The following is a 15,257-nucleotide window of genomic DNA, read 5'->3' as shown; positions in this document are numbered from 1 at the left end:
TGAGCGCCGGTCAGGCCATCTGGCGCCGCACCAGCTCGTGCAGCCTGCCGCCCGTGTCGGCCAGCAGTTCGGCCGGCGGGCCCTGCTGGGCGACCCTGCCGTCCTCCATCACGATCACGCGGTCGGCGTCCAGCACCGTCGACAGGCGGTGCGCGATCACGACACGGGTGGCGTTGAGCGCCTTGGTGGACTCGATCACCGTGCGCTGCGTCTCGTTGTCCAGGGCGCTGGTCGCCTCGTCGAAGAAGAGGACGCGCGGCCGGCGGATCAGCGCCTGCGCGATCATCAGCCGCTGCCGCTGGCCCCCGGAGACCGCGCCGCCGCCCGACACGATGGTGTGCAGCCCCATCGGCATCCGCCTGATGTCCTCCGCGAGCCCCGCCATCTCGGCCGCCGCCATCGCCTCCTCGGGCGTGTACGGCTCGGTGCCGCAGATGACGTCCAGGATCGAACCGGTGAACGGCTGCGCGTGCTGGAGCACCACCCCGCACTGCCTGCGCACCGCCGACTGGTCCAGGGCGGCCAGGTCCTGCCCGTCGTACAGGACGCTGCCCGACAGCGGCCGGTCGAAGCCGATCAGCAGCCGCAGCAGGGTCGACTTGCCGCAGCCGCTGGGGCCGACGACCGCCACGAACTCCCCGGGGCGCACCTCGAAGGACACGTCGTCCAGCACCAGCGGCCCGTCGTCGGTGTACCGGAAGGACAGCCGGCGCGCCTCGATCGCCCCCGACAGCGGCCCCGGCCGGGTGCTCGCCGTCCGCACCTCGGGCGCCGCGTCCAGGACCGGCCGGATCTCCTCGAACAGCGGCAGTGCCGCCACCCCCGACACGAACGCGCCGGTCAGCTGGGTGACCGAGGTCAGCAGCATCGTCACCGAGGCGTTGAAGGTGAGGAACTGGGCCGCCGACATCGAACCCCGCGCCGGACCGGCGAGCAGCATGAACATCAGCAGCGTGCACAGCGGCAGGTACACCGCGCCGAGCACCGCGTTCAGGTTCTTGATCCGCCCCGCCCGCTGCTGCAACTCCCGGCTGTGCGCGAACCGCTCCGCCCACGCCGCGTAGGCGTAGTTCTCGGCCGCCGCCACCCGCAGCTTGGGCAGTCCGCGCAGCGTCTGGAACGCCTGGTTGTTCAGCTTGTTGGTGAGCTTGACCAGCCGCCGCTGCCAGCGCACCTGCCACAGCCCGAGCCCCAGGAAGACCCCGGCGACCACCACCAGCATGCCGATCGCCGCGAGCGCCATCGGCACGCTGTACCAGAGCAGCAGGCCCAGGTTCATCGCCCCGACCGTCACCGACTGGGCGACCGTCGGACCGACGCCCGCGAGGAGCCTGCGGATCGCGCTGATGCCCATGGCCGCGCTCGCCAGCTCGCCGGTGGAGCGCTCGGTGAAGAACTTCGTCGGCAGCCGCAGCAGCCGGTCCCACACGGCGGGCTGGAGCGTCGCCTCGATCCGGCCCTCCAGACGCAGGATGGTGAGGTTCTGGAGCAGCATGAAGGCGGCCGCGACGACACTGCTCAGCATCACCGCGAGACACACCTGCACGATCAGCCCGGTCTGCGCCTTCGGCACGAACTCGCCGAGCACCCGGCCCGTCGCGATCGGCACCAGCGCGCCGAGCGCCACCGTCACCAGACCGGCGAGCAGCAGACCGGTCAGATCCCGGCGCGTGCCCGCCAGACAGAACCGCAGCAGTCGCAGCGGACTGAGCCGCCGCTCCGGCAGCGGCCGGTAGAACATCACCGCGCGCGGCTCGAACTCCCCGGCGTTCGCCCGCTCCACCGGCGTCTCACGACCGGTCGCCGGATGCACGGCCGCATAGCCGCCGCGCCGCCACAGCAGCGCCACCGGCGCCCCGGACAGGGTGCGGTGCCCGACCAGCGGCCCCACGTCCTCCCGCCACCAGCGGTCCGCCAGCCGCACCGACCTGGTGCGCACCCGAGAGGCGAGCGCGATGCGCTCCACCGGGTCGAGCCGGTCGCTCTCGGTGCCGCCCAGGGCCGGTTCGGCCAGCGGGATCCCGGCGGCGCGGGCGACCAGCCTGCACGCTGCGTACGTGGCGTCCGCGTCCGCGGCCGTGGCGCGCTGCGCCGAGCGCTTGCCGATGGAGGCCAGCAGCGTCCGGTCGGCCTGCGCGCGCACCGCCTCACCGGCCTCGATACCGGCCGCCGTGCGCGTCTCGTGCGTACGCTCCAGCTGCTCGATCCACCGGTCCAGAGTGGTCAGCAGCCGGTATTGCTGGTCGACCAGGCTCTGCCACAGCGCCGGGTCCATCAGCAGGTCGGCGGCCGCCTCCTCGCCGTACACCGCCCCGTACTGCACGCTGCCCGGCGGCACCTGCATCCAGAACACGTCGTCGTCCGTGGGTGCGCCGGCCCGCTCCGCGGCCATCGGCGCCTGGAAGAGGACCGTCAGGCCACGCCCCACGCCGAGGGCCAGGGCGTACTCCAGCGGGCTCGTCGTCGGCGGCACGTACTGCGGGTTGCCGTACGCGTCGTACGACCAGGTCTGGGTGTTCGCCGGCTGGTACAGCTCGCGCAGTCCGATGCGGTGCACCACGCAGTCCCGCAGCGGACGCGCCACCAGCGTGTGCCGCGGTCCGGCGACCGGCCCGAGGAGCGCCGAGCCCGCCTCCAGGCGTCCCAGGTGGTGCCAGTGGCCCTGCTCCCCGGCGTCGACCGCGAACAGGTCCACCGCACCGGACACCACCAGCCACAGCACCTGCGGCCCCTCCAGGTCGAGGCGGTTGAACCCGGCGCAGTCGACGCGGGTGCCCAGCGAGCCGAGCGCCCCGAGGACGAGGTCGCCCTGTCCCTCCTGCACGGTCGTCATCTCATCGCTCCCCGACCAGCGCCGCGTACGCGCCACCGTGTGCCACCAGCTCCGCGTGCCGCCCGCGCTCCACCACCGTGCCGTGCTCCAGGACGACGATCTCGTCGCTGTCCCGCACGGTGCTGAGCCGGTGCGCGATCACCACGCAGGCGCAGCCGCGCCGGCGCAGGTTGTCCATGACCACCAGCTCCGTCTCCGCGTCCAGCGCGCTGGTCACCTCGTCCAGGACGAGGATGCTCGGCCGGCGCACCAGGGCCCGCGCGATCTCCAGGCGCTGGCGCTGCCCGCCGGAGAAGTTCCGGCCGTCCTGCTCGACCGGGCTGTGGAGGCCGCCCGGCCTGCGCATCACCACGTCGTACAGCGCGGCGTCCTTGAGCGCGTCCACCACGGCGTCGTCGGGGATCGACGGGTCCCACAGCGCCACGTTGTCGCGCACCGAGCCCTCGAACAGGAACACGTCCTGGTCGACGAAGGAGACGGAGGACGCCAGCGCCCCGCGCGGGATGTCGTCGAGCCGCTGCCCGTCGATGCGGATCACGCCGTCCCAGGGCGCGTACAGGCCCGAGATCAGCCGCGACACCGTCGACTTGCCGCTGCCCGACCCGCCGACCAGGGCCACCTGCTGCCCCGGGCCGACGGTCAGGTCGAAGCCGGTGAGCAGCGGTTTGTCGAGCGGGTTGTAGCCGAAGGAGATGTTCTGCAACTCGACGTGGCCGTGCAGCCGGCGGGTCGAGTCGCCGCCGCCGGGGCGGTCGTAGAGCGGGTCCGCGCGGAAGTTCTCCACGTCCTTCAGCCGGGCCACGTCGGCCGCGAAGTCCTGGATGCGGCCCGCGACGCCGTTCAGCCGGGTCAGCGGGGCCGTGAAGCGGACCACCAGCGCCTGGAAGGCGACCAGCAGACCGACCGAGATGTGGCCCTCGACCGCGCGCATGCCGCCGATCCACAGGATCAGCCCGCTGTTGAGCGTCGCCAGCGTGGGTGCCACCACCCCCAGCCAGGCGCTCGGCACCCCGAGTCGCTGCTGCTCCTCCAGCGTGGTGGCGTGCTGGCCGGCCCACTTGCGGAAGTAGCCGTCCTCGCCGCCGGTCGCCTTCATCGTCTCGATCAGCTGGAGGCCGGTGTACGCGGTGTTGGTCAGCCGCGCCGTGTCCGCCCGCAGCTTCGCCGTACGGGTCGCGCGCAGCCGGATCACGACCCGCATCGCCAGGATGTTGAGCAGCGCCACGCCGATGCCGACGAAGGTGAGCTGCGGGTCGTACGTGTACAGCAGCACGGCGTACAGGACGACCACGATCGCGTCCACGCCCGCCGCGGCGAGGTCGCGGGCCAGCGTCTCGGCGACGGCGTCGTTGGACTGGAGCCGCTGCACCAGGTCGGCCGGGCTGCGCTGGGAGAAGAAGGTCACCGGCAGCCGCAGCAGGTGCCGCAGGAAGCGGGCGCTGGACAGGGTGGAGGAGATGATGCGCCCGTGCAGCAGGTTGGCCTGCTGGAGCCAGGTCAGCACCACCGTGAGCAGGACGCACGCCCCCATCGACGCGAACAGCACGCCGAGCAGCGAGGTCTGCCCCCCGATCAGGAACATGTCGATGTAGGTGCGGCTGAGCGCGGGCACCGCCGCGCCGACCGCCACCAGGAGCAGACTCGCCAGCACGGCGGCGGGCAGCGTCCCGGCCGTGCCGCGCAGCCGGGCCGGCATCGCGCCGAGCACACCCGGCCGGCGGCCGCCCCGGGTGAAGTCCTCGCCGGGCTCCATGGTCAGCACGACCCCGGTGAAGCTGCCGTCGAAGTCCTCCAGGGACACGAAACGGCGGCCCTTGCCCGGGTCGTTGATGAAAACCCCGCGCCGCCCGAACCGGCGGCCCATCCCGTCGTAGACGACGTAGTGGTTGAACTCCCAGAACAGGATGGCGGGCGCCGTCACCTCGGCGAGGGCGGCCAGGTCCATCTGCATGCCCTTGGCGGTGAACCCGTAACTCCGGGCCGCCTTCAGCAGATTGCTGGCGCGCGAGCCGTCGCGGGAGACGCCGCAGGCGATGCGCAGCTCCTCCAGCGGGACGTGGCGGCCGTAGTGGCCGAGGACCATCGCCAGGGAGGCGGCACCGCACTCCACGGCCTCCATCTGGAGCACGGTGGGTGTGCGGACCGTCTTCGCCCGCGGCTTGGGCACCGTGCGCTTGGGCGGGGCGGCCCGGCGCCTGCCCCGGGTCTCCTGTGCGGTGCTCACGGCAGCAGCCAATCGACGGGACGCTGGTCGGCGAGCCGGATGGAGCCCGAGGCCAGCGTCATGGAGGTCAGTCCGAACGGCGGTCCGTCGGCCGAGGACCACGCGTAGCCGCTCTTCGTGGACTCGGAGGTGTCCAGCCGCACCGTCACGGCCACCGGCCTGCCGTCCTCGGTGAACTGCTCGCCGAGCTGGCTGTCCCCGAGGAACGCGGTGATCGTCTGCGCCGACTGGGCCGAGCGGTCCACGGCCTTCACCTCGCCGTGCAGGACGCCGTACTGCTGTGTCGGCACCGACTGGACGGTCAGGTCGACGGAGGCGTGCGCGGGGATGGCGGCGGCCTTCTCGGCGGGGACGTAGACGGTGGCGTACAGGGGGTCGTCGGCGTGGGCGACCTTCTCGACCGAGGCGACGTTCGCGCCGGTGCTGATGATCTGCCCGACGGTGGCCGCGAGCGCGCTGACCCGGCCGGCGTCGATCGAGCGGACCACCGTCTCGCCCTCGGCGGTGCGGACCTTCAGCACCGGGGCGTCGGCGGCCAGCCGCTGCCCCGGGCGGGCCAGAACCGCGGTGACCTGCCCCGAGACGGGACTCTGCAACAGGTAACTGCCCTGCCCGTGGGTGAGGATGGCGGGAGCGGCGACCGTGGAGGTCACCGAGCCGCCCACCGCCCACACGGACGCGGCGGCCATCGCGACCACGGTCACGGACAGCACCAGCCAGCCCTGGGGACGGGCGAAGCGCACCGGGAGATCGAGCTCCTCCGGTGACTGGAGTTTGGCGAGGGCCTGTTGGCGGAACTGCACGGCTGACGAATCCAGGGCTCGGTGTGAACGGCCGACATGACGAGAACGTCGGGAAGTCGGGAACGGCCGAAAAGTCCCGGAGCCTGGACGGCTCCGGGACTCAGCGACGCAAGGGCGCGATCAGAGACCGGCGACCAGGCCCGTGACCGGGGCGGTGTTCAGGCCGGTGACACCCTCGACGGTGCCGACGGCCGTGTTGAGCAGGCCGGAGACCGGGGCGATGCCGTCCACCAGGCCGGTGACGGTGCCGACGGCGTTCACGTTCAGGCCGCCGGAGACGTTGTCGAGGTCGGCGTCGGAGATCTCGACGGTCTCAACCTGGGGGGTGGAGTTCATGATGGAACTTCCCTTCGTATAGCCATTTCACAAGGGGGGAGCGGCCCCCTCTGGGGACAGATGACGGCCGCGACCGCGGGCGCCGGGCGCCCGTTTCCCGAGCCCTCCGCGGCCCCCGCGGTGCGATGGATCAAAGCACGCGACCGGGCCGGGCTTCCAATCAATCACCCCTCTCACCAGCGCACTTGCGACGCCCGGGCACCCAAGCGTGCAGGAGCGCGCACGCCTTCGCGGCGACTTCTTCACACGCTGCGCGACATCGACTCGTGCGACCCCTTGCCTCCGGGGAGGCGATTGGGACACTCCGGCCCCAAAGACGTACGGGCCGCCTCCGGCTTGTGCAGATGCGCCAACGGGAGTGACCGGGTTGGGCATTCGATGTGCAGATTCACTGAAGCGGTCATTCCGCTCCGTGATCGGAACGGTGCGTCGCCGATCGGACGCGGAGAGTGCCGGCCGGGGGCGGGGCGGGGGTCCGGCTGAACGTCCGGGGCGGCCCGTGCGTACCAACAGCCGTCCGGGCGCCCCCCAACAGCTGCCGGACCGGCGGGTGCCAACCCCGGTCCCAGGAGGTCGAGCAGGTTGAGTCACAAGCGAATCCCGAAGCGCAGGGCCGCGATGGCGGCGGGCGGTGTGGTGGCGCTCGGCGCGGCCGCGATCCTGCTGCCGAACGCCAACGCCTCGCAGGACGGCGGCTCCCCCGACGACGCCCCGGCCGCGCCCAGGACCCTCAAGGCGGCGGACGCGTCGGATCTGGCCGTACGGCTCGCCGGGCTGCTCGGCGACACCTTCGCGGGCTCCTACTACGACGCCGCCGCGCGGCAACTGGTCGTCAACGTCGTCCCCGGCGGCGACGACCAGGTCGTCACGCAGGCCGAGAAGGCGGGCGCGGAGGTGCGCGAGGTCGACCACAGCATGGGCGAGCTGAGGAGCGGCGCGCAGACCCTGAAGTCCGAGGCGAGCATCCCGGGCACCTCGTGGGCGATCGACCCGCGCACCAACAAGATCCTGGTGACCGCGGACCGCACCGTCACCGGCGACCGTTGGGACCGGCTGGAGTCCACCGTCGAGGGCCTCGGCTCCGGCATGGCCACGGTCAGGAAGTCCGCCGGCACCTTCAAGACCTTCGCGTCGGGCGGCGACGCCATCTTCGGCGGCGGTGCGCGCTGCTCGCTCGGCTTCAACGTCACCGCGGGCGACGGCTCGCCCGCCTTCCTGACGGCCGGTCACTGCGGGGTCGCGGCCGACCAGTGGTCCGACGCGCAGGGCGGGCAGCCGGTCGGCACCGTCGACCAGGCGGTCTTCCCCGGCGAGGGCGACTTCGCACTCGTCACTTACGACGACCCGGCGACCGAGGCGCCGAGCGAGGTGAACCTCGGCGACCAGACCCTGCCGATCAGCGGGCCCGCCGAGGCGACGGTCGGCCAGGAGGTCTTTCGCATGGGCAGTACGACCGGGCTGGCCGACGGCCAGGTCCTCGGCCTGGACGCCACCGTCAACTACCCCGAGGGCACCGTCACCGGCCTCATACAGACCGACGTGTGCGCCGAGCCGGGCGACAGCGGCGGCTCCCTGTTCACCCGGGACGGCCTCGCGATCGGCCTGACCTCGGGTGGCAGCGGTGACTGCACGGTCGGCGGCGAGACCTTCTTCCAGCCGGTCACCACGGCCCTGGAGGCGGTCGGCGCCACCCTCGGCGGCGAGGACGCCGGCGCGGGTGCCGGGGAGGAGGGGGCAGGTGGTGCAGGAGACGTCGGCGATGCCGGTGACGGCTCCGGTGAAGGGTCCGGTGTCGGCTCTGAAGACGGGTCCGGTGTCGGTGAGACCGGCGACGGTGCGGCGGTCGGCGGCGGGGACGGGACCGACGGGCTGACGGGCTGACGGGCTGATGGGCTGATGGGCTGATGGGCTGACACCACGGGTTGACACCACGGCCCACGGATCGCCGCCCGGACCCCCGCCGACGGGACCGGGCGGCGATCCGGCGGCCGAAGGCCCGGGCGGCGGGAGCCCCCGGGCGGGCCCGACGGTCCGTGCCCCTCCCTCGCGCGCACCCGCGCACCCGGCACCCGCGCCCCGCGCCCTCGCGCACCAGTGGCCACCGGGCCCGGGACCGCCTCGCGGTACCTCGCGCGGCGCCGCGCCGCGTGCCGTACCCGCCCCTGCCCGACCGTGCCCGCCCCCGCCCCACGAGTGCGTCCCGCCGCACCGCGGCGCGCAATGCCGGTCCGCGAGCCCCCGAAGTGCTCCTGATCGCCGGTACCCGAGCCGTAGGGGCTGCGCAGATGTCCTATAAGCGCTGTAATGGCGACGTGGTCAGTCAGGGCGCTGCGGAACGCGGACCGAGGACGCTGCGTGCCGAGGGCGCCCTGAAGGCGATCGCGGCCGGCCCGCAGCCGGAGCAGCGCCTGCGGGGCATCCTCGAGCAGGCCCTGGTCTTCGCGGGCGCCTCCTTGGCCGCCCTCTACGCGCCCGGCGACGACCCCGAGCTGCTCTGCCTGGTCGAGTCGGCCGGAGTGCCCCGCACCCTGTACGGCGTACGCGACAGCTATCCCGCCTCCGGCGGCTCCCCGGTCGCCGACGCCCACCGGGCCGGCGAGGCGGTGTGGATGGGGCCGGAGGAGTTCGCCGGATCGGCGGAGTCGCGGCACGTGCCGTCGAGCGGCTTCTCGCTCGCCGTCCTGCCCGTGCGCGGAGACGGCGGCGGCTGCCTCCTCGCCCTGACCGAGCGCCCGGACGGGTTCGACGCCGACGACCGTGCGTGTCTCGAGGTGATCGCCGAGGCGATGACCTGCCCGGTCCCGGCCGAGACCGTGGAGACCGCCGAGCACGTCGAGGGCGGTGCGCTCCGGCCGGACGCCTTCACCCTGGCCATGGACACCGGCCGGGCGGAGGTCGGTGACGACATCCTGCGCCTGTTCGGCCTCGCCCCCGGGGAGTTCGACGGCAAGGTCGAGACGCTGCTCGGCCTCACCGTGCCGGAGGACCTGCCGTCCCTGATGTCGGTGACCGAGTCCGACCACATGAGCATCGGCGAGCGCGAGCTGGAGTTCCGTGTGCTACAGCCCACCGGTCCGCCGAAGTGGCTGCGGCTCAGCGGGCGCCTGCTGCCCGGCGGCGACGGCAGGCCGACCCTCCTGGTCGGCACCGTCGCCGACGCCTCCACGCTGCGCCCCGACGTGACCGATGTCGCCCGCGTGCAGCAGCTCGCCGCCGCGCTCGCCACCGCCGGGACCGTCCGCGACGTCAGCCAGGCCGTCGTCGCCGCCCTGCGCAGACCGCTCAGGGCCGACCGCATCGCGCTGGCCGAGCTGGAGAACGACCGGCTCGTCGTCACCGTCCTCGACCCGCCCGACCCCGAGTCCTGGCCCGAGCTGTGGCGCCTGGAGTGGCGCACCGAGTGGCCCGACGCACCGGTACGGGCCATGCCCACCCTCGCCGCCGCGCTGCGCGAGGGCCGCGCCCGGATCTGGCCCGCCGGCACCGACGACGTCGAACCGGCCCTCGCCGACGTCGGCCCCGGCGGCCTGGCCGTGCTGCCGCTGCCCGCCGGCGGCCGCATGGCCGGCGCCTGCCTGATCGGCTGGGACACGCCGCACGACTTCGGCCCCGACGAGCGCGCCCTGCTCACCGCCTCCGCCGGTCTCGCCGGCCAGGCCCTGATGCGCGCCCACGCCTTCGACGCCGAGCACGAACTGGTCGGCATGCTCCAGCGCCAGCTGCTGCCGCGCCGGCTGCCGAAGCTGCCCGGCGCGGTCGCCGTCGCCCGCTACCTGCCCAGCACGGCGGGCCTCGAGCTGGGCGGCGACTGGTACGACGTGATCCCGCTGCCCGACCACCACGTGGCCCTGGTCATCGGCGACGTCCAGGGCCACAGCGCCGGCGCGGCCACCCTGATGGGCCAGATGCGCACCGCCCTGCGCGCCTACGCCGTCGAGGTCCACCCGCCGGACGTGGTGGTGTCCCACGCCAACCGGCTGCTGACGGGTATGGAGACCGACCTCTTTGCCACCTGCGTCTACGTCGACCTCGACATGGAGGAGGGCTCCGCCTGGTGCGTGCGGGCCGGGCACCTGCCGCCGGTGCTGCGCCACCCCGACGGCAGCACGGAGATCGCGGAGGTCGAGGGCGGCCCGCCGCTCGGCGTGGTCACGCAGGCCGACTTCCCGATGAGCCCGCTGCGGCTGCGGCCCGGCACGCTGATCGCCCTCACCACGGACGGCCTGGTGGAGACGCCGGAGTCCGACATCGACGAGGGCATGGACCGGTTCGCACACGCCCTGGCCGTCTCCGCCCCCGCCCACCTCGGACTCGTCGCCGACGCCCTGCTCGGCAACGCCCGGCGCAACGACGACGTCGCCCTGCTGCTGGTGCGCTACGACGGCATGGCCCTGCGCCCGCTGCGCGAGAGCTGGTCGGTGTGGCGGCTGCCGGAGGCCGTGCGGCACGCCCGCCGCTTCACCCGGCGCACCCTGCGCATCTGGGACATACCGGACGACGACATCGACGGCGTCCTGCTGATCGTCTCGGAGCTGGTCACCAACGCCCTGGTGCACACCGACGGCAAGGTACGGCTCGACCTCACCCTGATCAGCGGCCGGCTGCGCGTCGCGGTCGCCGACGCCTCGCCGCGTACACCCGTCAAACCGACCAGCATCGGCTGGGAGGCCACGGGCGGGCGCGGCATCCTCCTCGTCGAGGCGATGTCGGCGACCTGGGGGACGCTGCCGGTCAGCGGGGGCAAGCAGGTGTGGAGCGAGATCCCGGTGGGCGGAGGCTGAACGCCCCGGCCGGTTCGGCCACCGCACCGCCGGGTACCCGCCCGGCTGCCCCACGACATCAGCGCGGCCCGGCCCCAACACCTGGGCACCGCGGGACACATGTGCCCGGTGTTTCGCGGTGCCCCGCCCGGGGACCCGGAATGGCGAGCGCACCGATGCAGAACGAGAAGGAAGATGATGCCCCGTGACCACGGACACCGGCGGCAAACCCGCCGTCCGTCGGCTGGAGACAGGCTGGTCGAAGGCCCGCCGCCTGCGGAGCAGGGGCGGGATGCGCACCTGGGTGCCGGCCGTCGAGGACGGCGCTACCCGCGCACCGCAACCGGGCCAGGAGTCGAACATCGTCCGGGGCGAGGACTGAGCGAGCCCCGAGGGCGGTGACCCCGCCCAGCGCGCCGGCCCCGGTGCCGGCGCGGTGCGCGTTCGGGGCCGGTCGCGGGCGAGAAGGGCCACGCCGGTAGCGTCCCGGGCATCACGCGCACCGCCCGCCCCGACCCCAGCAAGGCACGGAACCGCTCATGAACATCCTGGTCACCGGCGCCGCCGGATTCATCGGCTCCCGGTACGTCGGCAGGCTCCTCGCCTCCGACCCGCCCGGGGCACCGCGGATCACCGTGCTGGACGCCCTCACCTACGCCGGGACCACCGCCAACCTCGAACTCGGCCATCCCCGGCTGGACTTCGTACACGGCGACGTCCGCGACGCGGCGCTCGTGGACAAGCTGACCGCCGGGGCCGACCAGGTGGTGCACTTCGCCGCCGAGTCCCACGTCGACCGTTCGATCCACGCCGCGTCCGACTTCGTCCTCACCAACGTCGTCGGCACCCAGAACCTGCTGGACGCCGCCCTGCGCCACGGCGTGGCCACCTTCGTGCACGTCTCCACCGACGAGGTCTACGGGTCCGTCGAGTCCGGTTCGGCGACCGAGGAGCACCCGCTGCGGCCGAGTTCCCCGTACGCCGCCTCGAAGGCGTCCGGGGACCTGCTGGCCCTCTCGTACCACCGCACCCACGGCCTCGACGTACGGGTGACCCGGTGCTCCAACAACTACGGCCCGCGCCAGTACCCCGAGAAGCTGGTGCCGCTGTTCGTCACCCACCTCCTGGACGGCCGCCGGGTCCCGCTGTACGGGGACGGCCGCAACGTCCGCGACTGGCTGCACGTTGACGACCACTGCCGGGGCGTCGACCTGGTGCGCACCCGGGGCCGGGCCGGGGAGGTCTACAACATCGGCGGCGGCACCGAGCTGAGCAACCGGGACCTCACCGCTCTGCTCCTCGACGCCTGCGGGGCGGGCCCCGACCGGATCGTGCACGTCGCCGACCGCAAGGGCCACGACCTGCGGTACTCGGTCGACTGGAGCAAGGCCCGCGAGGAGCTGGGCTACCGCCCCCGGCGCGACTTCGCGACCGGGCTGGCCGAGACCGTCGCCTGGTACCGGGACAACCGGGACTGGTGGGAGCCGCTCAAGCGGCACACCGACGCGGGGTGACCCGGGGTGACCCCGGGGTCACCCCGGGGCCGGGCCGTCAGCCGTGCGTCTTGGCGAGCAGGTCCAGGATCTCCCGCGTCGTGCCCGTCTCGCCCAGGCGAGGGAAGATCCGCTCGACGCTGCCCCGGTGCGCCTCGGCACTCATGTCGCTCATGGCGTCGGTGGCGAGCGTGACGTGGTAGCCGTGCTCGTGGGCGGCGCGGGCGGTGGACTCCACCCCGATGCTGGTGGCGATGCCGGTCAGCACGATCTGGGTGACGCCGCGGCGGCGCAGCTGGACGTCGAGGCCGGTGCCGTGGAAGGCGCCCCAGTTGCGCTTGGTGACGGTGAGGTCACCGGGGTGCCCGGCCAGTTCGTCGACGATGACGTCCCAGCCCTCGGGCCGCGGGCCGCCGGCCCCACCGGCCTCCGTGCGCCCGGGCACGGCGTCCGCCCCGTCGGCGGCGAAGGAGACCCGGACCAGCACCACGGGCAGGTCGCGGGCCCGGAAGGCGTCGGCCAGCTCGACGCTCCGGGCGACGACCTCCGCGCCGGAGTACGGCTCGGTGGGCGCGGCCACGATGCCGGCCTGAAGATCGATCACGACGAGAGCGGTGCGGGGGTCCAGGGCGGTGACGCTCATGAGGTGGTGCCTTTCGGATGGTTCTCACACGGGTGGTTCTCGCACGGTCCGGTCGCGATCGAATCCCACCGTAAATTCGACAGGTAAGGCTGTCCAGCTGAGACTGCACAGTTTTACCTGTCGATTAAACTGGACGATGTGCGTCTGCTGATCACGTCCGACACCCACCTGCCCAAGCGGGCCAGGGAACTGCCCGCGCCGCTGCTGGCGGAGCTGCCGCGCGCGGACGTCGTCCTGCACGCGGGGGACTGGGTCGACACGGCCACCCTCGACCTGCTGGAGAGTCGCAGCCGCAGACTCGTCGGCGTCCACGGCAACAACGACGGACCCGAGCTGCGCGCCCGGCTGCCCGAGGTGGCGTACGCGGACCTCGGCGGTCTGCGCTTCGGGGTCGTCCACGAGACGGGTGCCGCTCAGGGGCGGGAGGCCCGCGTCGCCGCCCGCTTCCCCGACCTCGACGTCCTCGTCTTCGGGCACAGCCACATCCCCTGGGACACCACCGCGGCCACCGGCCTGCGGCTGCTCAACCCCGGGTCGCCCACCGACCGGCGCCGTCAGCCCTACCGCACCTACCTGACCGCCACGGTCGCCGACGGCCGCCTCGGGGACGTCGAGCTGCACCGGCTGCCGCCGCGGTGAGCGGAGGCCGACAGTGGAACGGGCGGCACCCGTGAGGGCACCGCCCGGTGCGGACCGGGCCGCTCCGTGTCGGAGGAAGCGGCCCGGGCGCGTCTTCTGGAGTGCGCTGTCACGGACCTCCTTCCGGGGCAGTCGTCGCGAGGGCATGCATGCCTCGTCCGTTGCCGGGCGACTACCCCTGCCGGGCGGGCTCACACATGCGTACGGGAACGACCTGCCGGGCCCGGACCGCGCGGTGTCTCAGCCGGCCGACGGGCCCGTCCAGTCCGCCGCGACATGGCCGATCCGGACCCGCTGAGGGTGGTCGCCGACGGGGACGGAGGCCGACTTCTCGCCGGTGGCGAAGTCGATGGCCGTGACCTGGTCGGCGCCGCTCTCGGAGACCACGCAGTGCCTGCCGTCGCCGCTGACCGTGGCCCAGTACGGCTTGGCCGCGGCCACCAGCGGGCCCTCCCGCAGCGTGTCGCGGTCGACGACCGTCGCGTAGTCGTCCATCGTGCCGGCGACGCAGATCCTGGCGCCGTCCGGGCTCATGGACAGACCGTGGTGGCGCGAGTCGTTGACCCAGGTGGTGCGGTCCTCGCTGGTGGCGGGGTTCTTCGGCAGGGTCTTCGTCCGGGTGATCCGGTCGGTGGCGACGTCGTACTCGAAGAAGCCGTTGAAGAACGAGACCTGGAAGTACAGCGTGGACTCGTCGGGCGAGAAGACGGCGGGCCGCACCGCGTCCGAGTGGTCGCCGAGGCCGATCGCGTCGAGCCGCTCGCGCATGTCGACGACCCTGACCCGCTCGTACGTCCTCGCGTCCACGACCGTGATGCGCCGGTCGCCCTTCGTCCAGTCGAGCCAGGGGGCGTCGAGCGCGGTGTTCACCTCGCCGATGGACATGTTCCAGATGTACCGGCCGTCGCGGCTGAAGATGTTCTCGTGGGGCTTGTCGCCGGTGGCGAACGAGCCGACCTGCTCACCCGTCTCGATGTCCAGGACGTGCACGGTGTTGGAGGTCGACGCCGAGACCGCGACCCGGGTGCCGTCGGGGGAGACGGCCATGTGGTCGGACCGGTACCCCGAGACCGGGAAGCGCCAGTCGATGTCGCCGGTGGCGAGGTCGATGGAGACGACGTCGGCGAAGCTCGGGCGGGAGACGACCACCGAGGTGCCGTCCGGCGTGGAGTACATGTCGTCGACGAGCTGGTCGTGGCCCTCGCCGACGCCGTTGCGGATGGCCTGGAAGTAGATCCACTTGATCGGGTCGGCGTTGATCTCCGCCATCCGCTCCGCCTTGTCCGGGACGACGTCGATCCGGCCGATCCCGGCGAAGTCGCCGGTGGACCGGATGACGTCCGCGGTGCCGTCCCAGTTGTTCCCGACGAACATCACCTCACGCAGGCCGGCGCGGGCGTCCGGGGCGGCCGAGGCCGTGGCGGCGGGTGCGGCGACGGTGAGGGCGAGGGCGGCGGCGACGGCGCCGAGGTGCCTGGTCGTGAACGCGGGCATGCTGCTCTCCTCCGGCAGGGGGGTGGGGTGTG

Annotated in this window: 11 protein-coding genes; 5 read left to right on the top strand and 6 right to left on the bottom strand. The window is 73.2% G+C overall.

Going from position 1 to position 15,257, the window contains the following annotated elements; genetic code table 11:
- Nucleotides 1-10: 10 nt before the first annotated feature.
- The 4 genes from B9W62_RS03025 to B9W62_RS03010 form a co-directional block, all read right to left on the bottom strand.
- Nucleotides 11-2,833, bottom strand: a complete 2,823-nt coding sequence (locus tag B9W62_RS03025) for an NHLP bacteriocin export ABC transporter permease/ATPase subunit (RefSeq protein WP_087804925.1) — start codon at nucleotides 2,831-2,833, stop codon at nucleotides 11-13.
- A 1-nt stretch (nucleotide 2,834) separates the two neighbouring features.
- The gene (locus B9W62_RS03020) at nucleotides 2,835-5,057 is read right to left on the bottom strand and encodes an NHLP family bacteriocin export ABC transporter peptidase/permease/ATPase subunit (protein ID WP_087804923.1); all 2,223 of its coding nucleotides are present in this window, start codon (nucleotides 5,055-5,057) and stop codon (nucleotides 2,835-2,837) included.
- Complete coding sequence (locus B9W62_RS03015) at nucleotides 5,054-5,860, bottom strand: HlyD family efflux transporter periplasmic adaptor subunit (RefSeq protein ID WP_087804921.1); 807 nt, start codon at nucleotides 5,858-5,860, stop codon at nucleotides 5,054-5,056. The genes B9W62_RS03020 and B9W62_RS03015 overlap by 4 nt, the downstream gene beginning before the upstream one ends.
- A gap of 120 nt (nucleotides 5,861-5,980) precedes the next feature.
- On the bottom strand, nucleotides 5,981-6,196 hold the full coding sequence (locus B9W62_RS03010; RefSeq protein WP_003978108.1) for a hypothetical protein: 216 nt from the start codon (nucleotides 6,194-6,196) through the stop codon (nucleotides 5,981-5,983).
- 582 nt (nucleotides 6,197-6,778) lie between these two features.
- Here B9W62_RS03010 and B9W62_RS03005 point away from each other — a divergent pair.
- The 4 genes from B9W62_RS03005 (at nucleotide 6,779) to rfbB (ending at nucleotide 12,470) form a co-directional block, all read left to right on the top strand.
- Nucleotides 6,779-8,077 carry a S1 family peptidase gene (locus tag B9W62_RS03005; RefSeq protein WP_087804919.1) on the top strand — a complete coding sequence of 433 codons (1,299 nt, stop codon included), beginning with the start codon at nucleotides 6,779-6,781 and terminating at the stop codon, nucleotides 8,075-8,077.
- A 404-nt stretch (nucleotides 8,078-8,481) separates the two neighbouring features.
- On the top strand, nucleotides 8,482-10,977 hold the full coding sequence (locus tag B9W62_RS03000) for a SpoIIE family protein phosphatase (RefSeq protein WP_087804918.1): 2,496 nt from the start codon (nucleotides 8,482-8,484) through the stop codon (nucleotides 10,975-10,977).
- A 184-nt stretch (nucleotides 10,978-11,161) separates the two neighbouring features.
- A complete protein-coding gene (locus B9W62_RS02995) occupies nucleotides 11,162-11,338 on the top strand; it encodes a hypothetical protein (protein WP_087804916.1) in 177 nt (58 codons plus the stop codon).
- 157 nt (nucleotides 11,339-11,495) lie between these two features.
- Nucleotides 11,496-12,470: a dTDP-glucose 4,6-dehydratase gene (gene rfbB / locus B9W62_RS02990; RefSeq protein WP_087804914.1), complete on the top strand. Its 975-nt coding sequence runs from the start codon at nucleotides 11,496-11,498 to the stop codon at nucleotides 12,468-12,470.
- A 37-nt stretch (nucleotides 12,471-12,507) separates the two neighbouring features.
- Here rfbB and B9W62_RS02985 read toward each other — a convergent pair whose 3' ends face one another.
- Entirely contained in the window at nucleotides 12,508-13,092 is a 585-nt protein-coding gene (locus tag B9W62_RS02985; protein ID WP_087804912.1) for a hydrolase, read from the bottom strand.
- A 138-nt stretch (nucleotides 13,093-13,230) separates the two neighbouring features.
- On the opposite strand from B9W62_RS02985, the gene B9W62_RS02980 reads away from it, so the two are divergent.
- The gene (locus tag B9W62_RS02980; RefSeq protein WP_087804910.1) at nucleotides 13,231-13,731 is read left to right on the top strand and encodes a metallophosphoesterase family protein; all 501 of its coding nucleotides are present in this window, start codon (nucleotides 13,231-13,233) and stop codon (nucleotides 13,729-13,731) included.
- Nucleotides 13,732-13,971: 240 nt separating this feature from the next.
- Here B9W62_RS02980 and B9W62_RS02975 read toward each other — a convergent pair whose 3' ends face one another.
- Nucleotides 13,972-15,225 carry a YncE family protein gene (locus B9W62_RS02975; protein WP_087804908.1) on the bottom strand — a complete coding sequence of 418 codons (1,254 nt, stop codon included), beginning with the start codon at nucleotides 15,223-15,225 and terminating at the stop codon, nucleotides 13,972-13,974.
- Nucleotides 15,226-15,257 lie beyond the last annotated feature (32 nt).

It is taken from the genome of Streptomyces sp. CS113 (assembly GCF_002188365.1).
Lineage (GTDB): Bacteria > Actinomycetota > Actinomycetes > Streptomycetales > Streptomycetaceae > Streptomyces > Streptomyces tendae.
Note: the sequence above shows the minus strand (reverse complement) of the source record. Positions and strands in the feature narration are given on the sequence as shown.